We start from the raw sequence: 24,314 nt of genomic DNA, 5'->3' as shown, positions 1-24,314 counted from the left end.
TCAGGGCCGGCGCACCAGGTCGGGCCGGGCCTCGGCCAGCTCCCGGACGAAGGCCTCGAGCGCCTCGCCCCACGGCCGCATCGCGATGCCCTCGCCCGCCAGGGCTCCGCTGTCCAGGGCCGAGTAGGCCGGCCGGCGGGCCGGGCGCGGCATCTCGCCGGTGGAGACGGGGAGGACGGGCACCTCCCAGCCGGCCAGGGCCACGAGCGCCCGCGCCTGCTCCCACCGGGAGCAGGCCCCGGCGTTGGCGGCGTGGAAGAGCCGCCGGCTGGAGGCGAGGTCCATCTCCACCATGCGCAACAGCGCCGTGGCCAGGTCCCGGGCGTAGGTCGGCGAACCCACCTGGTCGGCCACCACCCGCAGCGGCTCGCCGGAGCCTTCTTCCGCCGATCGGCGGGCCGCCTCCAGGATGGCCACCGCGAAGTTGCGCCCGAAGATGGAGTAAACCCAGGCGGTGCGCACGATCGCATGAGGCCCGCCTGCCGCCGAGACGGCCTGCTCCCCTTGCCACTTGGTCCGGGCGTAGACGCTCAGGGGCCGGGGAGTGTCGCCCTCGACGTACGGGCGACCTTTCGCCCCGTCGAAGACGTAGTCGGTGCTCACGTAGACCAGCGGGATGCGATGCCGGGCGCACACCCTGGCCAGCTCGGCCGTCGCCTCGGCGTTGACCTGGTGCGCCAGCTCGACCTCCCGCTCGCAGCGATCCACGTCGGTGAGCGCCGCCGCATGGATGACCGCCGAGGGCCGGAAGTCCAGCAGTGCGGCGAGCACCTCGTGCGGGCGGGTCACATCGAGCTCGGAGCGTCCCGGCGCCCACAGCGACGTGGCGCCGGTCGCACCGGGGCCACGGGCGAGGCGGTCGAGCTCCCTTCCCACCTGCCCGTGGCCTCCGGTTACCAGGATCCGCAATCGCCTGGTGGGTGTGCCCGTGGGTGATTCCCCTTCCCCGCAAGACGGGCCGGGGAAGGCCGCTCCCCCGGCTACACCGCCTGTGCTCCGGGACCGCCGGTGCGGATCCGTACCGCGTCCTCCACCGGCAGCACGACGATCTTACCATCTCCCGCTCGGCCGGTGTGAGCGCCCTCCCGGACGGCCTCCACCACCCGTCCGGCCGCCCTCTCGCCGGAGGCGACCACCATGATGGCGACCCGGAGCCCTGCCGTCCGCCTCACTTCCCGCCGGCGAGCGGCACCGCCGCGGGCCGCGCCACCTCGGGCAGGGCCGGCGGCGTGACCTCCGGGTAGCCCGGTAGGGCCACCTCGTGGAAGTCGAGCCCTTCGAGCTCCGCCTCGCGGCTCACCCGCATGCCCATGACCACATCGAGCGCTTTGAAGAAGAGCCACGATAGGGCGAAGATGAAGACGAAGTTGACGAGCGGCCCGATGATCTGGGCGAGCAGCTGCCCGGCGTCGCCGTACAAGAGCCCCCGCACCCCGCCGGAGATCCCGTTGAAGCCGTCGCCGTACGTCCCGTCGGCGAACAGCCCGAGGGCGAGCACTCCCCAGGCGCCGTTGGTGCCGTGTACCGAGATGGCCCCGACCGGGTCGTCGACCTTCAGCACCTTCTCGACGAAGTCGACGCTCCAGACGACGAGGATGCCGGCCACCAGCCCGATCAACACGGCAGCCGGCGCGTTGACGAAGGCGCAGGGCGCCGTGATCGCCACCAGGCCGGCCAGCATCCCGTTGGCCGCCATGCTGGTGTCCGGCTTGCCGCAGCGCATCGCCGTGTAGAGCGCGGCCGCCAGCGCCCCGGCCGCCGAGGCCAGCATGGTGTTGGTGGCGATGACCCCGATGCGCAAATCGCCGCCTGCGAGCGTGCTCCCGGCGTTGAACCCGAACCAACCGAAAGCCAGGATGAACGTGCCGAGGATCGCCATGGGAATGTTGTGCCCCGGGATGGCGACCGGGGTGCCGTCCGCCTTGAACTTGCCGATGCGGGGCCCCAGCACCAGCGCCCCGGCCAGCGCGGTCACGCCACCGGTCATGTGGACGACCGACGAGCCGGCGAAGTCGAGGTAGCCGTGCCCCAACCCGAAGTTACGGCCGAGGGCCGACAGCCACCCGCCGCCCCACACCCAGTTGGCGAAGAGCGGATAGGTCACCATGGAGATGAAAAAGCCGTAGACGACGAAAGGCCAAAACTTCCAGCGTTCCGCCATGGCTCCCGTCGGGATGGTCGCGGCCGTGTCCATGAAGACCATCTGGAAGAGGAAGAGGGCGAACGCCGCCGCATCGTACGCCGCGCCCGTGAGCAGGAAACCCTTCGTGCCGAACAGCCCGAACTCGTTGCCGAAGAGCCGGACGGTAAACTCCCCGTCCAGCCCGGTGGCGCCGCCGAGCGTGCCGGCCCCGCCGGTGCCGCCCATCTGCAGCCCGAACCCGACCAGCCAGTAACCCAGCATGCCGATGGCGTAGATGAGGAAGTTCATGAGCATGGTGTGGCTGGCGTTCTTGGCCCGGGTGAACCCCGTCTCGACCAGCGCGAAGCCCGCCTGCATGAACATGACCAAGAACCCGGTGACCAGGGTCCAGACCATGTTGATGGCCACGCGGTTGTGACCTGCGAGCGCGGCCACCTCCTGCAGCGTGGGTGCGCCCGGGACAGCCGCGGGAACGTCCTGGATACCGCCGGTCGCGGCTCCGGAGGGGTCGGCCTGCGCGTACACCACGGCCACCGCCGCGATCAGCAGCGCGACCGTGGCGACGGTGACCGCGAGGCCGACCCGGCGCCACCGCCAGCACTCTGACATGAAGCCCCCTGCCATGGGCCGATCATCCTCCCCACCGGCCGGATACGCCGGCCCGAGTCTGGATGGCGGCATTATGGCATCGGGGTAGGATGATGTCAATAGTGCGTCATGTTATCGCCGCATGTGACACGGTATACATAACGGCTCTATGACCTTGACCTGCCTGCGGGCCTCCTCGAGGAGTGCCCCCGGCCACCGCTAACCCGCCCGTGGGGGAGCGGGCTGTTGCGCCTCGCCCAGGATGCGCCGCATCACCGCCTGGAGAATGCCGCCGTGGCGGTAGTACTCGACGTCGACGGGCGTATCGAGGCGGGCCGTCACGCCGAAGCGGACCTCGGCGCCGTCCGCCCGGCGCGCCGTCACCTCCAGCCGCTGCCGGGGCGCCAGGCCCTGCGCGATGCCGCGGACGGCGAAGACCTCCTCGCCCGTGAGCCCGAGACTCTGGGCGTTTTGCCCGGGCTCGAACTGCAGCGGCAAGACGCCCATGCCCACGAGGTTGCTGCGGTGGATGCGCTCGAAGCTCTCGGCGATGACCGCCCGGATGCCCAGGAGGTAGGTGCCCTTGGCGGCCCAGTCGCGGGAGCTGCCCGTCCCGTACTCCTTGCCCGCGAGCACGACGAGGGGCACGCCCTCCTCCTTGTAGCGCATGGCGGCATCGTAGACGCTCATGCGCTGCCCGTCCGGCCAGTGCACCGTCACCCCGCCCTCGGTGCCGGGCACCATGAGGTTGCGCAGCCGGATGTTGGCGAACGTGCCGCGCATCATCACCTCATGGTTGCCGCGCCGCGACCCGTAGGTGTTGAACTCGTGCTCGGCCACCCCGTGCTCCAGCAGGTACCGGCCCGCCGGGCTCTCCCGGGGGATGGCGCCGGCCGGCGAGATGTGATCGGTGGTGATGGAGTCGCCGAGCACCAGCAGGGCCCGGGCCCCCTCGATGTCCCGCAAGGGGGCCGGCGCGCCCTCCATCTCCTCGAAGAACGGCGGCTCCTGGATATAGGTCGAGCCAGGATCCCACGCGTAGAGCTCCCCCTCGGGGACGGGAAGCCCCTTCCACCGCTCGTCGCCCTCGAACACCGAACCGTACTCGGCCCGGAAGAGCTCGGGTCGCAGGGCCGCGTCGACCGTCCGGGCGATCTCCTCCTGGCTCGGCCAGATGTCTCGCAGGTAGACCGGGCGCCCGTTGGGGTCGGTACCCAGGGGCTCGCTTGTCAGGTCGATGTCAACCCTGCCCGCCAGGGCGTACGCGACGACGAGCATGGGCGAGGCGAGGTAGTTGGCCCGCACGAGCGGGTTGACCCGTCCCTCGAAGTTGCGGTTGCCGCTGAGCACGGCAGCGACCACCAGGTCGCCCTCTTTCACCTGCTGCGCCACCGCCGGCGGCAGGCTGCCGCTGTTGCCGATGCAGGTGGTGCAGCCGTACCCGATCACGTGGAACCGGAGCGCCTCGAGATAAGGCAGCAGCCCCGTCGTCTCCAGGTAGTGGGTGACGATCCGGGAGCCCGGCGCCATGCTGGTCTTGACGTGAGGCTTGACCGAAAGCCCTCGCTCCACCGCCTTCTTGGCGAGCAGCGCCGCCCCTACCATCACCGAGGGGTTGGAGGTGTTGGTGCAGCTCGTGATGGCGGCGATAACCACGTCGCCGTGGCGCAGCGACCCGTCGGAGGGGGCCGCGGCGGGCGACTTCTTGTAGAGCTCCGTGAGCGCCTTCTCGAAAGACGGCTTCACGGCCCGCAGCACGACCCTATCCTGGGGCCGGCGCGGCCCGGCCAGGCTCGGCTCCACCCGGCCCATGTCGAGTTGCAGGAGGTCGGTGTACTCGGGCTCCGGCTCGTCGCCCGAGCGCCACAGCCCCTGCTCTTTGCAGTAGCGCTCCACCAGCTGGACCGCGGCCTCGTCTCGTCCGGTGCCGCGCAAGTACCGCAGGGTCTCCTCGTCCACCGGGAAAAAGCCCATGGTGGCCCCGTACTCCGGCGCCATGTTGGCGATGGTCGCCCGGTCCGGAAGGCTCAAGCTGCGCACGCCCGGCCCCACGAACTCCACGAACTTGTCGACCACCCCGCGCCGGCGCAGCATTTCGGTCACGGTCAAGACCAGGTCCGTGGCCGTCGCGCCCTCGGGAAGCCGCCCGAGCAGCCGTACGCCGATGACCTCGGGCACGAGCATGTAGTAGGGCTGGCCCAGCATCACCGCCTCGGCCTCGATGCCGCCCACGCCCCACCCGAGCACGCCCAGACCGTTGATCATGGTGGTGTGGGAGTCGGTGCCGACCAGCGTATCCGGATACGCCTCGAGGACGCCGTCTGCGGCACGCCGCACTTGCACCACCGAGGCCAGGTACTCCAGGTTGACCTGGTGGACGATGCCCGTGCCGGGCGGTACCACCCGGAAGTTGTCCAGCGCCCGCTGCGCCCATCGCAACAGCGCGTACCGTTCCCGGTTGCGCCGGTACTCGAGCTCGACGTTTTCTGCGAACGCATAGACGGTGCCGAACCGGTCGACCTGGACCGAGTGGTCGATGACCAGGTCCGCGGGCACCAGCGGGTTGATCCGCCGCGGGTCTCCCCCCATGCGAGCCACCGCCGAACGCATGGCGGCCAGGTCGACCACCGCCGGCACGCCGGTGAAGTCCTGCAGGATGACCCGCGCCGGCATGAAGGCGATCTCCCGGGCAGCGGCGGGATGCGGTTGCCAGCCGGCCAGTGCTCGGACGTCGTCTTCGGTGACCGTTTGCCCGTCCACGTGCCGCAAGAGGTTTTCCAGGAGCACCCGGATGGCGTAGGGGAGCCGGGACAGTTTGCCCAGGCCCTGCTCTTCGAGGGCCTGCAGCCGGAAGATGCGAACCGGCCCCCGGGAGGTGTCCCACGTCGCCCGCGCACCGAACGGATCGTGCGTGCGAGCCGAGGTCCCTTGCATGGCGTATGGCAGCCCCCGTTTCGTGGATTTGCGCGAACCAGTGCTCATTGTACCAGGCGCCGGCGGGATGCGGGGAGCGACAGCGAGGGAGGACGGCCGCCCCGGTCTTGGAATGTTAGCCGCAGGAGGTGGCCTTCTTGCGCATGGGCGGGCGACTGATAGGGGTCAGGGCGGTGGCGTTGCTCGTGACGGTCCTGGTAGTGCCGGCGGTCCGGACGGCCGGGGTAGCGGCGGCCGGGACGGCCGGCAAGGCGCCGGAGCTGCTGGCACAAGCGGATGCGCTGTACGACCGGGCTACCACCCTGGAGGAGCTCCGGGAGGCGTACGGGCTGTACAAGGAGGCGGCGGCCGGCGACCCCGGCTCGTACGAGGCCGCGTGGAAGGCAGGGCGAGCCGCGTGGCAGCTGGCCGAGTGGCTGCCCAAGGCCGAGAAGCGGCCGGTCCTGGAAGAGGGGCGGGATCTGGCCAAGCGGGCCGTCGACCTCGATCCGAGAGGGGTGGACGGCCACTACTGGCACGGGGTGTTGATCGCCCGGGTCGGCGAGGAGCGGGGGATCCTGGCCAGCCTGTTCATGGTCGGCGACGTGGTGCGGGAGATGGAGGCGACCCTCGACCTTGATCCTCGGCATGCCGGAGCCCATTATGTCCTCGGGACGCTCTACCGGGTGGTGCCGGGTTGGCCTCTCTCGGTGGGCGACAAGAAAAAGGCCGTGACCCACGCGGAGCAGGCGGTCCGATACGCGCCCAACGACGTGTTGTACCGGTTGGGCCTGGCCGAGGCGTACGAAGCGGTAGGAGACCGGGAGCGCGCGGTGCGCACCTACCGGGAGGTCCTCACCATGGAAGGCAAGGACCCGCGCAACGACGAGGCTTACAGGGAAAAAGCCCGCAAGCGCCTCCGGGAGCTCGGCGAGGATGTCGGATCGCTGCCCGCCGGCAGGGCCTGAGGTGGGGGCACCGGATCGGCGGTGGCGGTGCGGGAAGCGTTGCGGGCCGTGCTGCCCAGGGAGCACGGCGTGTGGTTCATGTGGTTGGTCCCGCTGGCCCTCGGGGCCGCGTTGAGCCGCTTCACGTGGGTGCACCTCCTGTTGCTCTTCGCGGCCCTGGCTTTTCACCTGGGCTCCTCCGCCTTGCTGGAGGCGGCTCGCGGCGGCCGGCACAGGGCACGCCTGTCGACATGGGCCGGAGGGTTGGCGGGCCTTGGCGTCTTGCTGATGGGATACCCGGTCTGGCGGTGGCCCGTGCTCATGCTGTTCGGGGGAGCCGCCGCAGCCTTGCTCGCCGCGCAGTGGGCGCTGGTGCGGCTGCAGCGGGAGCGCATGCTGGTGAGCGACGCGCTCGCCATCGGAGGCCTGCAACTCTGGGGCCCCATCTCCTACCTCGTGGGCGGCGGGACGCTCGACCGGACGGCCTGGATGCTGTGGACGTTGACCTTCGCCTTCTTCCTCGGCACGGCGTTTCACGTCAGGACCCTTTTCCGGGAGCGCGGCGATGTGCGCTACAAGTGGCTCTCCAACGGCGCGCACCTCGCGCTCTTGGCGGTGCCGGCGGCGCTCGGTGTGCCCGAGGTGGGCGTCGCTTACGTGCCGAGCGCCCTGCGGGCGTGGGCGACTCCGCTCGGGCGCAAGGTGCGTCCCGTCGTGGCCGGCGTGGTCGAGATCGCCAACAGCGTCGCGTTTGCCTTGCTCTTCCTCTGGCTGTGGCGGCGCTGATGGCAGGCGCCCGGAGCCGGCCGTCCCTCAAAACCGCAGGGCGTACCAGACGAGCCGCACCCACTCGATCACGATCGTCTCGCCCCCGTCGGGATACTCCCACCAGCGGCTCGTCTCGAACCGCCACTCAGGGCTGGGTACGCTTCGCACCTCGATCCCGGCGGGGCCGTACAGCTTGCGGAAGATCGTGGCCGCCCGGCGCGAGTGCCAGTCTGACGTGACCACCAGCACCCGCCGCCACCCGTGCTCCCTGGCTAGCTCCAGGGTGAGGGCGGCGTCCTGGTAGGTGCTGTCGGAGCGGGGCTCCTTGACGATGGCCTGCGCCGGCACCCCGGAGCGCTCCGCCACTTCGGCCAGGTAGTCGGCCTGGGTCCGGTCCGGAGCGACCAGGAGCCCTCCCGTCACCACCAGCAGAGGCGCGTACCCCTCCCGGTAGAGCTCGATGCCCTTCTGGATCCGGCCCTTCCAGTCGCCTCCCAGGACGATGATGGCGTCCGAAGGGGCGGGCCCGTCGTCGACGACGAGGTACCGGGCCATCCCGGCCAGCACCAGGGGATACGTGCGCCAGAGCGCCACGCCGGCGACGAGAAGGGCTATCAGGACGGCCACCCACCATGCCCGGCGGGGCAGCCCCCGGCCCCGCACGGGCCGCCGTGGCGTCAGGTACAGCCCCATGCCCGTCAGGCCGACGGCGTGGCCTCAGGGGACGGGGCACCCGGGCGCCGCCGTTCGAGTTGCTCCCGCACCAGGCGCAGCCGCTCGCCGTGCAGGGGGTACAGTTGCAGGAAGAAGAGGGTGATCAAAAGGATCACCGCCGGCACTGCCGTGACCAAGAGCTTGAAGCCCAGGATGGCCGACGGCGGCTGGACGGCCAGCGTCGCGTCGTAACCCGAGCGCGCCAGCACGAGGCCGAGGATGGCCGCCTGGGCAGTACCGTTGAGGCGCAGGATGAGGGCGTGCATCCCGAAGTACATGCCCTCGCGCCGCTGCCCGGTGCGCAGCTCGTCCTCGTCGATGACGTCCGCGATGAGGACGTCCAGGAGCAGCATGGCCGCCGCGATGCCGGTACCCACGAGGGCGCCCGCGGCGATCCCGGTCGCCAGGTCGGAGGCGAACCAGAACCCGCCCAGCGTGATCAGGTAGAGGGTCACCCCCTCGATCATCGTACGCCGCGGCCCCACCGCAACCGTCCTGCGCGCCCAGAGCGGGAGCGCGACGGCGATGACCCCGAACGTGCTGAGCAGTACCAGGGTGTTGCCCAGCGGGGGCAATCCCAGCACGTACTTGGTGTAGAAGGGTACCGCCGCCATGATCAGGCTGAAGGTGAGCTGTACGGAAAAGCTGACCAGGGCGAAGGTGACGAACGAGCGGTTGACCAGAGTGCTCCGCAAGGCCTCGAGTAGCGGCAGCGACTGCGCCTGGGCGTAACGGGGATCCTCTCGGGCCCCCAGCAGGGAGGTGGCCAGGGCGATGCCTCCGATGACCCCGAACAATAACCCCATCCGATCCCACCCGATGCTCCCGGCCAGGGTGGACGCCACGGCCACGCCCACCAGGCCGAGCAAGGTGAAGGCCTGGCGCATGGCCGAAACCGACGAGCGCTCCTCCAATCGGGGGAACATCTCCGGGAACAGGGCCGTCCAGTTGAGCACCACCATGGTATATAGGAAGTCGAACAAGCACATGACGCCGAAGAAGTACCAGAAGACCGCCATGTTGCCCGCTGCGAGCACGGCTTCGGGGGGCGCCCAGAGCACATAGAACGCCACGACGAACGGCAGCCAGCCTGCGGCGATGTACGGGATTCGCCTTCCCCAGCGGGTACGGGTACGGTCCGACAGGTAGCCGAGCAGGGGGTCGTTGAAGGCGTTCCACCAGCTCCACAGGAACATCGCCGTCGCGACGGTGACGGGGGAAACCTTGAGGACGTCCACGTAGTAGAAGACGATGTACGCGGTCATCACCTGGTACGGTAACGAGGCGCCGAGCGAACCGATGCTGTACGCCAGCTTGTGCGACGTCGACAAAGGGGTACCGCCTCCCGTCGGTACGGAGCTTCGCCCGACCCCCGGGAATTCCCTGGTTTCTGGAAGAGGCGTAGCAGGCAGGGAAGGAGGGGTCCCATGAAGGCGTGGGTGCTGGAGCGGCAGGGGCCGGTAAGCGGTCATCCCCTGCAGCTGCGACAGCGGAGCATCCCCCAGCCGGGCCCGGGCGAGGTGCGCTTGCGGGTCGCGACGTGCGGCGTCTGCCACACCGACCTGCACGTCGTGGAAGGCGATCTGGCGGCCGCCACGCTTCCCGTCGTGCCCGGGCACCAGATCGTCGGCTACGTGGACGCGCTCGGGCCCGGCAGCGAAGCGCGCCTGCCGGCAGGGGTCGTGCCCGGGGGACGGGCCGGGCTGCCGTGGCTGTACCAGGCGTGCGGGCACTGCGAGTACTGCCTGCGGGGCGAGGAAAACCTCTGCGAGGCGCCGCGGTTCACCGGCTATCACGTCGACGGGGGATATGCCGAGTACGTGGTGGCACCGGCGGAAAACCTCGTCGCCCTGCCCGGCCGTTACCCGGACATCGAGGCGGCACCCCTGCTGTGCGCGGGCATCATCGGCTACCGGTCGTTACGGGTGGCGGGCGTCCGGCCCGGCCAGCGCCTGGCCCTGTTCGGCTTCGGCGCTTCGGCCCACCTGACGCTGCAGGTTGCCGCCGCGTGGGGCTGTGAGGTGCTGGTCTTCTCGCGGCAGGAAGCCCACCGCCGGATGGCGCTGCAACTGGGAGCGGTCTGGGCCGGGGAGGCCGGGCAGGCGCCGCCGTTCCTGGCGGACGCCGCCATCACCTTCGCTCCGGCCGGCAGCCTCGTACCGGCGGCGCTGGGCGTGCTGCGGCGCGGGGGAACGCTCGCCATCAACGCCGTTCACATGGACGCCATCCCGTCCTTCGCCTACGACCGCCTCTACTGGGAACGGCGCATCGTGAGCGTCGCCAATGCGACCCGCCGGGACGCCGCGGAGTGGATGGCCCTCGCCGGGCGGATCCCGCTGCAGGTGCACGCCGAGGCGGTGGCGTTCGAGCGGGCCAACGAAGCGCTGCAGCGCCTCTCCCGAGCGCAGGTCGAAGGAGCACTGGTCCTGGAGGTGGGCGGCCGGTAGCTCCCGGCCGGCGCTCCTTCATCGCTCGATAGCGTCGCCGGCATCCCATCGCTCCGGGTCCCGGCCCCGTTCGCCCGGGCGCCACGCCATCGGCCACGCGGACCGGACGACGATCTCCAGCTCCTCGAGCCAGAACGAGCGGCTCCCGACCCGCAAGGGCCCGGGCCCGAGGCTCCTGCGGGTGACCCGGTATTCGCGTCCCAGGACGTTGACCTGCAGCGGATCCGAAGGGTAAAGGCTCACGCTGTCTCCCCCAGGCGATCCTATGGCCTGCCGGCGGCCCGAGTGCCCGCAGCAGGAGGCGGGCGGCCATGCGCGCTCTCTCAGCCCGTTGCGCCCAGCAAGGCCTCGAGCACCACTCCCGCTCGCAGCAGGTCCAGCTCCCGCCCCCACGAAGCAGCCAGCTGGAGGCCCACGGGCAATCCCCCATCGTCGCTCCCGGCCGGGAGGCTGAGGGCGGGCAGCCCCGTCAGGTTGAACAGGGAAGTGAACCGGGTGAGGGCGCGGTGCGTGGGCTCCGTCTCGGATTGGATCGTGACCCAGCGGGTGCCGATCGGAGGCGCCGTCAGGGGAAGGGTAGGCAGCAGCAGCACGTCGGCCTGCGCGAGGGCGCTTCGGGCCTGGTCGGTGAGCTGGCGCCGCAGGCGCTGGCCCTGCAAGTAGTCGATCGCGCTCAAGAACTCCCCGATCTTCAAGCGCAGCCGCACGTCGGCGCCGTAGTCCTGCCAGCGGGATCGTAGCCGGTGGCGGTGGACGGCCGCGGCCTCGGACTGCAGGATGACGAACTGGGCTACCCGGACGTGCGCCAGGGGTGGAAGGATGACCTCGTAGAGGGGCAGCCCGGCCCCGCGGAGCGCCTCCTTGGCCCGCTGCCACGCTGCGGACACGGCGGGTTGGAGCGGTTGCGCCCAGTCGTCCGGGGGCACGCCGAACCGCAGCCCGGCGGCCGCCCGTTCCGCCGAGGCGGGTAGCGCGGGCCCGTCCGCGGCCTGAGCCAGGCGCGCTGCGGCCCGCAACGCCGGAGGCAGGTCCAGGGCCTCCAGATCCTCGCCCTCGCCGCTCAGCAGGGCCCGCGCGAAGTCATGCTCCAGGCGGGCCGGCTCGTCGGCGAGCAGTGCCAGCAGCACGGCCAGGTCCGCCACGCCCGGCGCCAACGGTCCCACGTGGTCGAGACTCCACGCCAGCGGGAAGACGCCTTCCCGCGATACCCGGCCGTAAGTAGGCTTGAGCCCGGCCACCCCGCAGGCCGCAGCCGGGATGCGGATTGATCCGCCCGTATCGGTCCCGAGCGCTGCCAGCGCCATGCCTGTCGCGACGGCCGCCGCGGAGCCGCCGCTCGAACCCCCCGCCACGCGCTCCGGGTCCCTGGGATTGCGCACGGCGCCGTAGTGGGGGTTTTCGGAGGTCACCCCGTACGCCAGCTCGTGCAAGTTGGCGGCGCCTACCACGATCGCACCTGCCCGGCGCAGGCGCGCCACGGCGGGAGCGTCGGACGTCGCCTCCCGGGCTTCCAGCGCCCTGGAGCCTCCCGTCATGGCGTATCCGGCCATGGCCACGAGATCCTTGACGGCCACCGGTACGCCTTCGAGCAGGCGAGCCCGGCCGGAGGCGATGCGTCGCTCCGCCTGCTCCGCCTCCCGGCGCGCCGCCTCCTCGAAGACCGCGATGAAGGCGTGAAGCGGGGCCATGGCCCGGATGCGGGAAAGCGCCTCGTCGACCAGGTCGGACGGGGAGCGTTGCCCTTCCCGGACGGCCCGGAGCGTCGCACAGAGAGTCGGGAGAGCGGGGCTTCCGCCACCCGAAGCGGCATCCCGCGCCGGCGGGTACCCGCCCCCCGTATGTGAGGGCGCACCGGTAAGCCTTCCGGGCGCGGAGGGCGCCTCCGGCGCCGGGGGGTGGCCGCCCGGGGACTGGGAGGGAGCAGGCGGGAGTGGCATGCTGCCTGCCGGCGTGACGAAGGCCGGCTCGAGGCTTTCCGGAAGGGCCATCCCCATCAACAGCTCGAGCTCGGCCAGATGCTGCTCGAGGCGGGTCGCCCACCCGTCGATCTCGTCGATGGTCGCGGCCTCCCGGCGAAGCCGGGTCATGGCCGACATCAACTCCCGCAGGATTTCCCGGGAAATGGTCTCCCGTCCACCTTTCGTCCGCGAGCCGCATCCACGCGGCCCGTGTGCGTGCTGCCGGCCGGCTGATCCTTCGCATCCCGGGCGCAACGCCCCTTCCGGCCGCGCTTGCCACCGGCGCCTTGCCGAGTGGTACACTGTGGCGGGCTACCCCACGGGGTATGAGCCCAAGCCAGGGGGGATACCATGCGCATCGGTGCTGTGCTGGATACGGACCAGGACACTATCGTGCCGCTTCCCGACGGCCCCATTGCGGCCATCGCCGACACCGACTCCGGCCAGGTGACCCACCTTCCCAACCCGGCTCAGACGGTTCGACAGGGGCGGCGGGCGGTGGTCACCCGGCTGTTCGTCGATAGCGGCGTCAAGGCCGTGCTGGCGGTACCCGGGACGTTTTGCGAGCATTCCCACGAGCTGGCGCAGCGTCATCACCTGGAATTCATCCCCGTCGAGGCGGGGACGCGGCTTTCCCAGGTGCTGGCCGACCCCGAGCCGTACCTGAAGCGCCGGGTGCGGTCGCTGCCCGTCTCGCTGCTCTTCACCCACACGGGAGAGGCCCACGCCGGCCCCCATCGCCATCACGGGCCGGGGTCGCCCGAGCACGCGTAGGCTCCCCCGTGTGAGCCCGCCCACATCGTCCCAGCCGGATGGCCGCATGTCCCCGTTCTTTCGAGGGTCTTGCGGCCGTCCGCCTTTCGCGCCGTGGCGTACCGTTTTGCAATCCTTTACGAGTATCGCTATGATAAAGGTTACTGTATCTCGCTGCGCCGCGGTTGAGATCGCTCTCACATCGTGGGCGCAAGCACAAATGCACACGGGGGGCTGCACGGCATGGCCAAGCCGATCGAGGCGCTCCTCGACGAGCGCCGCCGCTACCGTCCGCCCGAGGAGTTCGTCGCCAGGGCCAACGTCCGGGACCCGGACGTCTACCGCCAGGCCGACGAAGACTTCGAGGGCTTTTGGTCCCGGTTCGCCGGCGAACTCGATTGGTTCCGCAAGTGGGACCGCGTGCTGGAGTGGAACCCACCTGACGCCCGGTGGTTCATCGGAGGCAAGCTCAACGCCTCGGTCAACTGCGTGGATCGCCACCTCGCCACGCCCCGGAAGAACAAGGCAGCCATCATCTGGGAGGGCGAGCCGGGCGACACCCGGGTGTTGACCTACCAGGAACTCTCCCGGGAGGTCAACCGGTTCGCCAACGTGCTGCGTTCGCTGGGGGTGAAGAAGGGCGACCGGGTCACCATCTACCTGCCCATGATCCCGGAACTCCCCATCTCCATGCTCGCCTGCGCCCGCATCGGAGCTCCCCACTCGGTAGTCTTCGGCGGCTTCAGCCCCACGGCTCTCGCTTCGCGCATCGAGGACTCCGGCTCCCGCATCCTCATCACCTGCGACGGGTATTACCGCCGCGGCGAGCTCATCCCGCAAAAGGCCCGCGCCGACGAGGCCGCGCAGAAGAGCGGCGGGATCGAGAAGGTCATCGTGGTGCGCCGCGCCGGCAACGACGTGCCCATGCAGCCCGGCAGGGACTTGTGGTGGCACGAGTTGATGGAGGGCGCCCGTGGCGTCGCCGCGCCGGAGGAGATGGACGCCGAGGACATGCTCTTCATGATGTACACCAGCGGCACCACGGGCAAGCCCAAGGGCGTGGTGCACACCACGGGCGGCTACCTGGTGGGCGTCTACGCCACGACCAAGTGGGTGTTCGACCTGCACGAGGAGGACACGTACTGGTGCTCTGCCGACATCGGGTGGATCACCGGGCATTCTTACATCGTTTACGGGCCGCTTTCCAACGGCGCCACGACGGTCATGTACGAGGGTTCGCCGGACTGGCCCGACAAGGACCGGCTGTGGCAGATGGTGGAGCGGTACCGGGTCAACATCTTCTACACGGCACCCACGGCCATCCGGCAGTTCATGCAGTGGGGCGAGCAGTACCCGGCCCGCCACGACCTCTCCAGCCTGCGCCTGCTCGGGAGCGTCGGCGAGCCCATCAACCCCGAGGCGTGGGTCTGGTACCACCGGGTCATCGGCGGCGGGCGCTGCCCCATCGTGGATACCTGGTGGCAGACGGAGACCGGGATGATCATGATCACCCCGCTGCCGGGCATCACCGAGACGAAGCCCGGTTCGGCGACCCGGCCCTTCCCCGGCGTGCGGGCCGCGGTGCTCGACGAAAACGGGCAGCCGGTGCCGCCTGGCGGCGGTGGGTACCTCGCCCTGCTGCGCCCCTGGCCGGCGATGCTGCGGACCATCTGGGGCGACCACGACCGGTACGTGGCCCAGTACTGGTCCCGGTGGAACCGGGAGACGTACTACCCGGGAGACGGAGCGAAGTGGGACGAAGACGGCTACTTCTGGGTGCTGGGCCGCGTCGACGACGTCATGAACGTGGCGGGCCACCGCCTCTCCACGATGGAGATCGAAAGCGCCCTCGTCGAACACCCGGCCGTGGCCGAGGCGGCCGTCATCGGGGCGCTACACCCCATCAAGGGTCAGGTGCCGGTAGCGTTCGTCATCCTGAAGAGCGGTCATGCCGGCTCGCCTGCCCTGGAGCAAGAGCTCAAGCAGAAAGTGGCCGAGGTGATCAGCCCGATCGCCCGGCCCGATCGGGTCGTCTTCACCCCTGACTTGCCCAAGACCCGCAGCGGCAAGATCATGCGGCGGCTGTTGCGCGACATCGCGGAGGGGAAAGAGCTCGGCGACGTCACCACGCTGCGCAACCCGGAGGTGGCCGAGGAGCTTCGGATGGCCTTCACGTCCCACGCCGAGCGGGCGGCCTCGAGCTGAGGCCGGGAGAAAGCGCGGCGGGCGCTTGCCGCTGCTACCCCCACCCCCATCCTGGGGGGCAGGGCCGGCGGGCGGCGGGCGCCCGCCGCCCGTGGACACAGAGCCGGTCCAGGACGTCACTCCACGACGGCGTTGGCCTCGATGACCCGCCGGTACCAGTAGGCGCTGTCCTTCCAGATACGCCGCTGGGTCGGGTAGTCGACGTAAAGGATCCCGAAGCGCTTGGAATACCCGTGGGCCCATTCGAAGTTGTCCATGAGGGACCACAGGAAGTACCCCTGCACCGGCACGCCGCCTGCGATCACGCGCGATAGCTCCAGCAGGTGATCCCGCAAGTAGGCGATCCGGTCCGGATCGTGCACCGCGCCGTCGGGGCTCACCGTGTCGGGGTACGCCGCCCCGTTTTCGGTCACGAAGAGGGGCGCTTTGGTGTACGCCTCGTGCAGGCGCCGCAGGATCTCGCCCAACCCCGCCGGATACACCTCCCAGCCCATCTCCGTCTTGGGCCCGGGCCCGTCGATCTGCCGCATCTGCAAGAACAGCTCGCCCGGATCGTGGCGCACCACCTGGCGGGAGTAGTAGTTGACCCCGAGGAAGTCGACGTCCTGGGATATGAGCCGCATGTCGTCCTCGCTCGCCTCCGGAAGCGGGATCAGGCGGCCGAAGTGCTCGACCATGTCCTCCGGGTACGCCCCGCGGAAGAGCGGATCCAGGAACCACCGGTTGATGAGCCCGTCGACCCGGCGCGCCGCCGCCTCGTCCTCGGGAGAGCCGGACGCGGGGTGGACGGGGGACAGGTTGAGGGTGATGCCGATCCGCCCCTTGCGCCGGCCCCCCTCCCGGAACGCCTGGACGGCCAGCCCGTGGGAGAGGAGCAGGTGATGGGCCGTCCGGAAGCCCGCCGCCGGGTCGTTGAGCCCGGGCGCGTGCTCGCCCGTCACGTGCCCCAGGATGCTCACCACGAACGGCTCGTTGTGGGTGATCCAGTACGGCACCCGGTCTCCCAGCCGCTCGAACATCCACGCCGCGTAGTCGGCAAACCGGTAAGCCGTGTCGCGGTGGGGCCAGCCGCCCCGGTCCTGTAAGGCCTGGGGCAGGTCCCAGTGGTACAGGGTCACCACCGGCTGGATACCCGCCTTCTCGAGCTCGTCGAGCAGCCGCTCGTAGAAGGCGACCCCGTCGGGGTTGGGGCGGCCCCGTCCCTCGGGGAAGATGCGGGGCCAGGCCACCGAGAACCGGTAGGCCGCCAGGCCCAGCTCCCGCATGATCCTCACGTCGTCGCGGTAGCGGTGGTAGTGGTCGCAGGCCACGTCGCCGGTGTCACCGTCGCGGGTCTTGCCCGGCGTATGGCTGAACCGGTCCCAGATCGACTCCCCGCGCCCACCTTCGTCGACGGCACCCTCGATCTGGTACGCCGCGGTGGCGGCGCCCCACAGGAACCCGGGCGGAAAGCCGCCTTCCGCCATGATGGATCATGCCTCCCCCCGAGCCTTGCCGGTACGGTCACTTCTGGCGGTAGTGGGCCCGCATCTCCTCGAGCGGTACCGGCGCGTAGTCGCCGGCGTGGCCCGCCGCGCCGAACGCCTCCATGCGGGACGCCACCACCCGGGCGATGGCCTCCCTGGCCGGCCCCAGGTATTCCCGCGGGTCGAACTTCTCCGGCGACTCCACGAAGACTTTGCGGACCGCCGCGGTGACCGCCAGGCGGATGTCCGTGTCGACGTTGATCTTGCGGACGCCGAGCTTGATGGCCTGCTGAATGCTCTCGATGGGCACGCCCCGGCTGCCCGCCATGCGCCCGCCGTACCGGTTGACCTCCTCGACCAGCTCCTGCGGCACCGAAGACGAACCGTGCATGACCAGCGGGACGCGGACGCGCCGGTAGATCTCCGGCACCAGATCGAGTGCCAGCTTGGGCTCGGCCTTGAACTTGTACGCGCCGTGCGAGGTACCGATGGCCACCGCCAGGGCGTCACACCCGGTCCGCCGGACGAACTCCTCGGCCTGCACCGGGTCGGTCAGCTTGACCTTCCCGGCCACGTCCTCCTCGATGCCCCCCAGAGTGCCGAGCTCCGCCTCCACCGAGACCCCGCGCTCGTGTGCGTACTCCACCACGGAGCGGGTGAGCGCCACGTTTTGTTCAAACTCGAGATGGGAGCCGTCGATCATCACCGAGCTGAACCCCAGGGAGATGGCCGTCTTGACCGTTTCCAGGCTATCGCCGTGATCCAGGTGGAACACGACGGGAATGTCGGGATTTTCCTCCAGGGCGGCCTGCAGGAGGTGCTTCAGGTAGGTGAGGTTGGTGTATTTCAGAGCGCCGCGGCTCGCTTGCAGGATGACCGGCGAACGGGTCTGCCGGGCGGCCTGCATGATCCCCTGGATTTGCTCCATGTTGTTGACGTTGAACGCACCGACGCCGTACCCACCCTTCTCGGCTTCCCTGAGGCACTGGTAAAGCGTAATCAGAGGCATGCCACCATTCGACTCCCCTCGTTGAACCGCTTACGGGCAAGGTACTTCCGCCTGGAAAGGTCTCTTCCTCTTCCGCGCTCGCGGAAGCCTGGGAGACATAAACAGTACGTTCGCACTGTCCGTAGCGGGACAACTGTCCATTACGGCCCTCCCGCCGCCGTGGCTAGAATGCCCCGGACTCGCAAGCGACAAGGGGAGGCGGGATGGCACCCTTGACCGATCTGATGGCCGCCCGGGTTCAGATGGGCTTCTCCCTGGGCTTCCACATGATCTTCGCGGCGTTCGGCGTCGGGATGCCGCTCCTGATGCTCCTGGCCGAAGGCATTGGCATCGTTCGGCGCCGTCCTCACTACCTGGCTCTGGCGAAGGGCTGGGCCAAGCTCACGGCCGCGTTCTTCGCCATCGGCGCGGTGAGCGGCACGGCGCTCTCGTTCGAGCTAGGTTTGCTGTGGCCGGCATTCATGCAGCGCTTCGGGCCCGTCATCGGCCCGGCGTTCACCGCCGAGGCGTTCGCCTTCTTCCTCGAGGCCATCTTCCTGGCGCTGTACGTCTACGGGTGGGACCGGCTGCGCCCGTGGGCGCACTGGTTCACGGGGTGGGGGGTGGCCGTCTTCTCCGCGGCCTCCAGCGTGCTGGTGAGCTCGGCCAACGCCTGGATGCAAAACCCTGTGGGAGCGGAAGCGTGGCTGCGCTCTGACGGGGCCGTCGCCAGCCCGGCCCGGCTGCTCTTCGGCAACCCCACGTGGCCGGTGATGGCCATCCACTCCACGCTGGCCACGTACGCCGCCACCGCCTTCGCGATGGCCGGCGCCTACGCGTGGTGGGCGCGCAAGCACGCAGCGGCCGGGACCCTCGACGGGGTGAGGCGCGAGCGCATCCATGCGGCGCTGGTGGTCACCCTGGCCGTGGGAGCCGTCGTCGCCGCCCTCATGCCGATCACCGGGGACGCGAGCGCGCGCCTGGTGGCCCGCCAGCAGCCCGTCAAGCTGGCGGCGATGGAGTCCCAGTTCCGGACGGAGGCCGGGGCTCCCCTGCGGATCGGAGGCTGGCCGGACGTGGAGGGCCGGCAGGTGATCGGGGCCGTGGAGATCCCGCACGCCTTGAGCTGGCTCGCCTACCGGGATCCGACGGCGCCCGTGCAGGGCCTGGACGAGACGCCGGCCGACCGGTGGCCCAACGTTCCCGTCACGCACCTCTCGTTCCAGGCCATGGTGGGCGCCGGCATCGCCATGCTGGCGGTGGCCGCCTGGTTCTGGTGGACGTACGCCCGCCGCCGCGGGCAGATCTGGTCGCCGCTGCCACGCTGGCTGCTGGGGGCGCTCGCGGTGAGTTCGCCGCTCGGTCTCGTCGCGCTCGAGGCGGGATGGGTGGTGGCCGAGGTGGGCCGCCAACCCTGGATCGTTTACGGCGTGATGCGAACCGGCGAGGCAGTCACGCCGGCGGCAGGGATCCAGGCCACCCTGATGGCCTTCCTGGGCCTGTACCTCTTGCTCGGCGGGGCCTTGATGTGGCTCATGCGCCGTTTGAACTGGACGGGGCTCGCGTCACCCGGGAGCGAGGAGCCCGCGGCCCGGGCACACGACCGGCCGGTCACGGCGAAGGAGGCGTGGGTATGACGGTGCCCATCCCCTCCCACCTTCAGGCCGGCCTTCTGGTGCTCGTGGCCCTGGGTCTTTACGCCCTCTTCGGAGGAGCCGATTTCGGAGGGGGTATCTGGGATCTGTTCGCCTCCGGGCCGTCCGCGGCCAGGCAGCGCGGCGCCATCGCCCGGGCCATGGGCCCGGTATGGGAAGTCAACCACGTCTGGCTCATCTTCGCGCTGGTAGTGGCCTTCACCGCCTTTCCGTCAGGCTTTTCGACCATCACGGTGGCCCTGTTCTGGCCGTTGCATCTCGCCCTGGCCGGCCTGATCCTGCGGGGTGCAGCCTTCGCCCTGCGCCCCGCGCCCGAGGCGCAGGTCGGAGGCCGCCGGGGAGCCTGGTCGTGGGTTTTCGGGGTAGCGAGCCTCCTGACGCCCCTCTTGATGGGCATGACCGTAGGGCTCCTGACGCCGGGGGAGGGCGGCACGCCGCTGGTCGCTGACCGGCCGCTGGGATCGGCGGGGTGGTGGTCGCCGCTCTCGCTCGGGGTGGGGTTGCTGGCGGCGGCCACCAGCGCCTACGTTGCCGCCGTCTTCATGACCCTGGAGACCGGCGGCGAGCTGCAGGCCCTGTTTCGCAGGCGGGCCCTGGCGTCGGCAGGGGTGGTGGCGGGCCTCACCCTCATGAGCCTGGGGAGCCTCGCCGAGGCGGCTCCCGCGCTCGCCGATAGGCTTTTCGCCCCGCCGGCCCTGCCGGTCACCGCCGGCGGCCTGGTCGCTGCCGTCCTCGCCGCGACGTCGCTCTGGCGGCGCGACTATCCGGCCGCCCGCGTCCTGGCCGCACTGCAGGTGGCCGGCATGGTCGGGTCGTTCGCGCTGGCGCGGGGGCCTTACGTGGTCTATCCCACGTTGAGCCTGCAGGAGGCGGCCGCGCCCGCCGGGGTGGTGTCGACGGTCATCGGCATCTCCCTCCCCGGGCTCGCGCTGCTGGTCCCGGCCCTGGGGCTGTTGTGGGCCGTGTTCAAGTCGCCCCGGACGCCCGCTCATCCGGCCGAGGGCACGACGGCCCGCAGGCCGTCGTGAGCCTGCACGATTCTGAAGCCGTCCCCATAGATAGCCGCCATGACACGATCCACCAGCACGTGGGCGGGAGGGCCGTCCGCGACCACCCGCCCCCCCGCCAGCACGATCACGCGGTCGGCGAGGGCCGCCAGGTTGGGGTCGTGCACGACCATGACCACGGTGTGGCCCTCCACGGCCTGGCGGCGCAGGATGCCGGCAAGGGCAGACTGGTGGGAGAGGTCGAGGTGACTCTCCGGCTCGTCCAGCAAGAGGACCGGGGCCCGGGTCGACAGTGCCCTGGCGATGCGAACCCGCTGACGTTCCCCGCCGGAGAGCTCCTGGACCGGGCGATCCCGCAGCGCCTCGACGGAAGCCAGGTGCATCGCCTCTTGCACGGCCCGCACGTCTTCCTGGCCTTCGGCACCCAGCCATCCCAGGTGGGGCAAGCGTCCCAGCATGACCACCTGGTAGACCGTCATGCCCTCCGGCAGCGGGCCGTCTTGCGGGACGTAAGCGATGAGCCGGCCGCGCTGCCAGCCCGTTTGCCGGGCCAGGGGCCGGCCCTGGAGCAGGACCCTCCCCCCGAGCGGCGCAACCAAGCCGGCGGCTATCCTCAAGAGCGTCGTCTTGCCGCTCCCGTTGGGCCCCAGCACCATGGTGAGGCCGGGGCCCCACTCGAGCGACACGCCCCGTAGCGCCTCGATGGCTCCGTAGCGGTGCCAGATCCCCTCAAGACGGAGCATGCCCATGCCCTTTGCGCAGCAGGTAGAGGAAAAAGGGGCCCCCGACGAGAGCGGTCACGACCCCCACGGGCAGTTCCGCCGGCCTGGCCGCCATCCGGGCAACCAGGTCGGCCAGCACCAGCAACATGGCTCCGCCCAGGGCAGAGGCCGGCAGGACCCTCCGGTAGTCGCTCCCCGCCAGGCGCCTCACGGCGTGGGGCACCACCAGCCCCACGAACCCGATCACCCCGACCTGGGACACCACGGCGGCCGTCGCCAGGGAGGCAGCCGCGATGAGGCCGAGCTTCAGCCGCTGCACCGGGATGCCAAGGCTCTGGGCCACGTCCTCGCCCAGTTGCATGGCGTTGAGCACACGCCCTGCGCCGAGCAGCGGCAGCATGCCGGCCACGCCGTACGGCAGCGCGGCGCCCAGCTCCGGCCATCCGACCAGCGAGAGGTTACCCAGCGTCCACGCGAACACCGACCGGATCCGGTCGGCATCTCGCAGCATCAGGTACGTGGTGGCGGCGGTCAGCACGCTTCCCACGACCACGCCGGCCAGGATGAGATCGGTGGTGCGGCGGCCCCCTGCGGTGTGGGCCAGCACCACGGCAGCCAGCACCGCCCCCAGCGCGCCCACGAACGCCGCGGCGGGCACGTAGGCGGCCGCCTGCGCCGCGGCCACCTTTCCTGCGAACGCCGGTGCGGCGGCGCCGGCCACGCTCAGCGCGACCGCCACGCCGAAGATGGCGCCCGGCGCCACCCCCATCAAGTACGGGTCGGCCAGCGGATTGCGAAACAGCCCCTGCAGGGCGGCCCCTGAGACGCCCAGGGCGGCCCCGGCCAGCATCCCCGCCAGGACCCGGGGCACCCGGAGCTGCCACACGATGGCCGCCCGCCCTTCGAGTGGCTCGCCCGTCATCCCGCCGAGCAGTCCCCGCGCGACGTCGGTCCACGTGACCCCGATGCTTCCCCACCGGGCGGCGAACACCGCCACACCCGCCAGCCCTGCCGCCAGCACGGCCCACCCCAGGCCCGGCCATGGGGCCGCCAGCCGGGCAAGCCACCGCTGCACCCGCGCGACCGGGGCCGACGCCGAAGCGGAGGCGGCGTGCGCCCGCAGCGTCCCCGCCTCTTTCATGGGCCGCTCGCCGCTCGCTTCCCGGTGGAATGGAGCGCCTCGACCAGGAAACGCAGCGCCTCCACCACCCGCGGGCCCGGCCGGTTGAGCACGTCGACCTGCGCCTGGGTCAGCGCCACGACTCGCCCCTCGCGCAGCGCCCGCAGACGAGACCAGCCGGGGCGCGAGGCGAGTTTTTGCGGGGTCACCCCGTAAGGGGCATCTCCGAGGAGGATCACGTCGGGGTCTGCGGCGATGACCAGCTCCGGGCTGATCTTCGGGAACGTACCGAGGCTGGCCGGCACGACGTTGCGCCCTCCGGCCTTCTCCAAGAGCGTCCCGATGAACGAGTCGGGTCCCACCGAGTAGGGCGTCTCGTCGATCTCGTAGTAGACGGTGGGGCGAGGTCGCCCGGCAACCGAGGCTGCGATCCGGGAGACTTCGGCCCGCAGGCGCTCGTTGAGGGCCCGCGCCTCGGCCTGGCGGTCGAGCAGAAGCCCCAGGGTCTCGATGTTGTCGAAAATGTGCTCGAAGCGCTCCGTCTCCATCACGAAGACGGTGACGCCTGCCTGGGAGAGGGTTTGGGCCAGCTTACCGTACTTGCTGAGCAGGACCAGGTCGGGCTCGAGCGCCAGGATCCGCTCCGGATTGGGGTCGTAGACGCCCCCGAGGCGGGGCAGCCGCCTGACGCTTTCGGGGTAGTCGGAGTAGTCGTCGACGCCCACCAGCCGGTCGCACGCACCGATGGCGCAGAGATCCTCCGTGATCGACGGGACCAGCGAGATGATACGCTGGGGCTCGGACGGCAGGGTCCTGGTCACCCCAAGGGCGTCCTGCGCCGTGAGCGGGTAACTGGTCGCCGCAAGCGCCGGGATGGCGACACCGGTCAGCAGCAAGACGGCCACCAGGAGAGCCGGCCACCCCAGGCGGCCTGGACCGGAAAAGCCGGGACGGGTGCACACCCTTGCCACTCCCCTTCCTCGAGAGGCGCCCTTACCTGGGCGTCACCTGTGGGCTCCCCTGGCAGGTATTCGGGCTTCCGGGCGGGGCCACGGCTGGGCCGCGCTCGCCCCGGTTACCGCTGCGGGACAGCGCCGGACTTTCACCGGACTTCCCCACTTTAAGCCAGGGCTACGCGCCCTGGCACCAGGGGCTGGGAACTCGCTCGCTTGTCGAACGGGCTACCAGGTCAAGGATACCCTGGCAGCCGGCCGCACGCAACCGCCACGGGCCGGCCGCCTCAGTAAGCCCTGTGCTCTGCCCCCTGGACCAACCGCCGCACATTGGAGCGGTGGCGCAGGATGACCACCACCGTCATCACGAGCCCGCCGACCAAGACGGCATGGTCGTGGTAGGCCAGCCACAGCCACACGGGCGCGCTGGAGGCACTCACCATGGAGGCCAGCGACACGTAGCGAGTCGCCAGCACCACCAGGCCCCACGTCAGGATCAGCGCGCCCGCGACCCACCCGGAGACGACCACGACCGCGCCCAGGGCCGTGGCCACGCTCTTCCCCCCGGAAAAGCGCAGGAAGACGGGCCATGCGTGCCCGACCACGGCCAGCACGCCCGCCAGCACGGCGCCATTGACGCCCCCGAGGCGCATGCCCAGCCAGGCGGCGAGGGCCCCCTTGGCCACGTCGCCTGCCAGGACGATCGCGCCCGCCCGCACTCCGAGCACCCGGGTCACGTTGGTGGCGCCGACGTTACCGCTTCCGTGGCGGCGAATGTCGATGCCGCCCTTGCGCTTGGCCGTCACGTACCCCACCGGCACAGAGCCCAACAGATACGCGGCGAGCGCAATCACAATCCATTGCCAGCCCAACTCCAAACCCACCGGTCGTTAACCCCTTCGCAAGGTCCGCCCTCCCGTCCCGTGGACGGCCCCGCCGTGCCGGCACCTGCGTCCGGCCTGCTCAT

Annotated in this window: 21 protein-coding genes and 1 riboswitch; of the genes, 7 read left to right on the top strand and 14 right to left on the bottom strand. The window is 70.6% G+C overall.

Annotated features, from left to right (window positions below):
* The 4 genes from rfbD to acnA form a co-directional block, all read right to left on the bottom strand.
* Complete coding sequence (rfbD, locus tag U7230_RS14470; RefSeq protein ID WP_324716538.1) at nt 1-909, bottom strand: dTDP-4-dehydrorhamnose reductase; 909 nt, start codon at nt 907-909, stop codon at nt 1-3.
* A gap of 71 nt (nt 910-980) precedes the next feature.
* Nucleotides 981-1,172 (bottom strand): P-II family nitrogen regulator, encoded by a 192-nt coding sequence (locus tag U7230_RS14465; protein ID WP_324716537.1) that lies wholly within the window; start codon nt 1,170-1,172, stop codon nt 981-983.
* Nucleotides 1,169-2,767: an ammonium transporter gene (locus U7230_RS14460; protein ID WP_324716536.1), complete on the bottom strand. Its 1,599-nt coding sequence runs from the start codon at nt 2,765-2,767 to the stop codon at nt 1,169-1,171. The genes U7230_RS14465 and U7230_RS14460 overlap by 4 nt, the downstream gene beginning before the upstream one ends.
* Before the next feature lie 183 nt (nt 2,768-2,950).
* Nucleotides 2,951-5,665 carry an aconitate hydratase AcnA gene (gene acnA / locus U7230_RS14455; RefSeq protein ID WP_324716535.1) on the bottom strand — a complete coding sequence of 905 codons (2,715 nt, stop codon included), beginning with the start codon at nt 5,663-5,665 and terminating at the stop codon, nt 2,951-2,953.
* A 143-nt stretch (nt 5,666-5,808) separates the two neighbouring features.
* On the opposite strand from acnA, the gene U7230_RS14450 reads away from it, so the two are divergent.
* Entirely contained in the window at nt 5,809-6,612 is an 804-nt protein-coding gene (locus U7230_RS14450) for a tetratricopeptide repeat protein (RefSeq protein WP_324716534.1), read from the top strand.
* A 21-nt stretch (nt 6,613-6,633) separates the two neighbouring features.
* Complete coding sequence (locus U7230_RS14445; protein WP_324716533.1) at nt 6,634-7,377, top strand: YwiC-like family protein; 744 nt, start codon at nt 6,634-6,636, stop codon at nt 7,375-7,377.
* 27 nt (nt 7,378-7,404) lie between these two features.
* On the opposite strand, the gene U7230_RS14440 is transcribed toward U7230_RS14445, so the two are convergent.
* Both U7230_RS14440 and U7230_RS14435 read right to left on the bottom strand, forming a co-directional pair.
* A complete protein-coding gene (locus tag U7230_RS14440; RefSeq protein ID WP_324716532.1) occupies nt 7,405-8,052 on the bottom strand; it encodes a YdcF family protein in 648 nt (215 codons plus the stop codon).
* Nucleotides 8,053-8,057: 5 nt separating this feature from the next.
* Entirely contained in the window at nt 8,058-9,404 is a 1,347-nt protein-coding gene (locus U7230_RS14435; RefSeq protein ID WP_324716531.1) for an MFS transporter, read from the bottom strand.
* 96 nt (nt 9,405-9,500) lie between these two features.
* Between U7230_RS14435 and U7230_RS14430 the strand changes: the two genes are divergently transcribed.
* Complete coding sequence (locus U7230_RS14430) at nt 9,501-10,520, top strand: zinc-dependent alcohol dehydrogenase family protein (RefSeq protein ID WP_324716530.1); 1,020 nt, start codon at nt 9,501-9,503, stop codon at nt 10,518-10,520.
* Between the two features lie 18 nt (nt 10,521-10,538).
* Here U7230_RS14430 and U7230_RS14425 read toward each other — a convergent pair whose 3' ends face one another.
* Complete coding sequence (locus U7230_RS14425; RefSeq protein WP_324716529.1) at nt 10,539-10,763, bottom strand: hypothetical protein; 225 nt, start codon at nt 10,761-10,763, stop codon at nt 10,539-10,541.
* Between the two features lie 80 nt (nt 10,764-10,843).
* On the bottom strand, nt 10,844-12,607 hold the full coding sequence (locus U7230_RS14420) for an amidase (protein ID WP_324716528.1): 1,764 nt from the start codon (nt 12,605-12,607) through the stop codon (nt 10,844-10,846).
* A 222-nt stretch (nt 12,608-12,829) separates the two neighbouring features.
* Here U7230_RS14420 and U7230_RS14415 point away from each other — a divergent pair, with 222 nt between their 5' ends.
* Both U7230_RS14415 and acs read left to right on the top strand, forming a co-directional pair.
* Entirely contained in the window at nt 12,830-13,252 is a 423-nt protein-coding gene (locus tag U7230_RS14415; protein ID WP_324716527.1) for a hypothetical protein, read from the top strand.
* A 222-nt stretch (nt 13,253-13,474) separates the two neighbouring features.
* The gene (gene acs, locus U7230_RS14410; RefSeq protein ID WP_324716526.1) at nt 13,475-15,436 is read left to right on the top strand and encodes an acetate--CoA ligase; all 1,962 of its coding nucleotides are present in this window, start codon (nt 13,475-13,477) and stop codon (nt 15,434-15,436) included.
* A gap of 116 nt (nt 15,437-15,552) precedes the next feature.
* Here the strand turns inward: acs and U7230_RS14405 are convergent, their stop codons facing one another.
* Nucleotides 15,553-16,902: a GH1 family beta-glucosidase gene (locus tag U7230_RS14405; RefSeq protein ID WP_324716525.1), complete on the bottom strand. Its 1,350-nt coding sequence runs from the start codon at nt 16,900-16,902 to the stop codon at nt 15,553-15,555.
* Nucleotides 16,903-16,939: 37 nt separating this feature from the next.
* On the bottom strand, nt 16,940-17,911 hold the full coding sequence (gene fba, locus U7230_RS14400) for a class II fructose-1,6-bisphosphate aldolase (RefSeq protein ID WP_324716524.1): 972 nt from the start codon (nt 17,909-17,911) through the stop codon (nt 16,940-16,942).
* 212 nt (nt 17,912-18,123) lie between these two features.
* Between fba and U7230_RS14395 the strand changes: the two genes are divergently transcribed.
* Complete coding sequence (locus tag U7230_RS14395; protein WP_324716523.1) at nt 18,124-19,527, top strand: cytochrome ubiquinol oxidase subunit I; 1,404 nt, start codon at nt 18,124-18,126, stop codon at nt 19,525-19,527.
* Nucleotides 19,524-20,573 (top strand): cytochrome d ubiquinol oxidase subunit II, encoded by a 1,050-nt coding sequence (locus U7230_RS14390; protein ID WP_324716522.1) that lies wholly within the window; start codon nt 19,524-19,526, stop codon nt 20,571-20,573. The genes U7230_RS14395 and U7230_RS14390 overlap by 4 nt, the downstream gene beginning before the upstream one ends.
* Here U7230_RS14390 and U7230_RS14385 read toward each other — a convergent pair.
* The 4 genes from U7230_RS14385 to plsY all read right to left on the bottom strand — a co-directional run bounded on the left by U7230_RS14385 (nt 20,534) and on the right by plsY (nt 24,231).
* Nucleotides 20,534-21,295, bottom strand: coding sequence for an ABC transporter ATP-binding protein (locus U7230_RS14385; RefSeq protein WP_324716521.1), 762 nt, complete (start codon nt 21,293-21,295; stop codon nt 20,534-20,536). The two genes, U7230_RS14390 and U7230_RS14385, sit on opposite strands and share 40 nt — an antisense overlap.
* Nucleotides 21,282-22,415, bottom strand: coding sequence for a FecCD family ABC transporter permease (locus U7230_RS14380; RefSeq protein ID WP_324716520.1), 1,134 nt, complete (start codon nt 22,413-22,415; stop codon nt 21,282-21,284). Before U7230_RS14380 ends, U7230_RS14385 begins: the two co-directional genes overlap by 14 nt.
* Nucleotides 22,412-23,299, bottom strand: a complete 888-nt coding sequence (locus U7230_RS14375; RefSeq protein WP_324716519.1) for an ABC transporter substrate-binding protein — start codon at nt 23,297-23,299, stop codon at nt 22,412-22,414. The genes U7230_RS14380 and U7230_RS14375 overlap by 4 nt, the downstream gene beginning before the upstream one ends.
* Before the next feature lie 100 nt (nt 23,300-23,399).
* A riboswitch (cobalamin riboswitch) is annotated at nt 23,400-23,560 on the bottom strand.
* A gap of 74 nt (nt 23,561-23,634) precedes the next feature.
* Nucleotides 23,635-24,231, bottom strand: coding sequence for a glycerol-3-phosphate 1-O-acyltransferase PlsY (plsY, locus tag U7230_RS14370; protein ID WP_324716518.1), 597 nt, complete (start codon nt 24,229-24,231; stop codon nt 23,635-23,637).
* Between the last annotated feature and the right edge of the window lie 83 nt (nt 24,232-24,314).

The sequence above is a fragment of the Limnochorda sp. L945t genome, from assembly GCF_035593305.1.
GTDB classification, from domain to species: Bacteria; Bacillota; Limnochordia; order Limnochordales; family Geochordaceae; genus Carboxydichorda; species Carboxydichorda subterranea.
The sequence above is the reverse complement of the archived record's forward strand: the minus strand, read 5'-3'. Positions and strand labels throughout refer to the sequence as shown.

What these genes read in the sequence shown, in the direction of transcription:
- acs (WP_324716526.1), top strand. Translation starts at nt 13,475, where the DNA reads ATGGCCAAGCCGATCGAGGCGCTCCTCGACGAGCGCCGCCGCTACCGT.
- U7230_RS14405 (WP_324716525.1), bottom strand. Translation starts at nt 16,902, where the DNA reads ATGGCGGAAGGCGGCTTTCCGCCCGGGTTCCTGTGGGGCGCCGCCACC.
- fba (WP_324716524.1), bottom strand. Translation starts at nt 17,911, where the DNA reads ATGCCTCTGATTACGCTTTACCAGTGCCTCAGGGAAGCCGAGAAGGGT.
- acnA (WP_324716535.1), bottom strand. Translation starts at nt 5,665, where the DNA reads ATGCAAGGGACCTCGGCTCGCACGCACGATCCGTTCGGTGCGCGGGCG.
- U7230_RS14440 (WP_324716532.1), bottom strand. Translation starts at nt 8,052, where the DNA reads ATGGGGCTGTACCTGACGCCACGGCGGCCCGTGCGGGGCCGGGGGCTG.
- U7230_RS14460 (WP_324716536.1), bottom strand. Translation starts at nt 2,767, where the DNA reads ATGGCAGGGGGCTTCATGTCAGAGTGCTGGCGGTGGCGCCGGGTCGGC.
- U7230_RS14385 (WP_324716521.1), bottom strand. Translation starts at nt 21,295, where the DNA reads ATGCTCCGTCTTGAGGGGATCTGGCACCGCTACGGAGCCATCGAGGCG.
- U7230_RS14450 (WP_324716534.1), top strand. Translation starts at nt 5,809, where the DNA reads ATGGGCGGGCGACTGATAGGGGTCAGGGCGGTGGCGTTGCTCGTGACG.
- U7230_RS14415 (WP_324716527.1), top strand. Translation starts at nt 12,830, where the DNA reads ATGCGCATCGGTGCTGTGCTGGATACGGACCAGGACACTATCGTGCCG.
- U7230_RS14420 (WP_324716528.1), bottom strand. Translation starts at nt 12,607, where the DNA reads ATGACCCGGCTTCGCCGGGAGGCCGCGACCATCGACGAGATCGACGGG.
- U7230_RS14430 (WP_324716530.1), top strand. Translation starts at nt 9,501, where the DNA reads ATGAAGGCGTGGGTGCTGGAGCGGCAGGGGCCGGTAAGCGGTCATCCC.
- U7230_RS14390 (WP_324716522.1), top strand. Translation starts at nt 19,524, where the DNA reads ATGACGGTGCCCATCCCCTCCCACCTTCAGGCCGGCCTTCTGGTGCTC.
- U7230_RS14380 (WP_324716520.1), bottom strand. Translation starts at nt 22,415, where the DNA reads ATGAAAGAGGCGGGGACGCTGCGGGCGCACGCCGCCTCCGCTTCGGCG.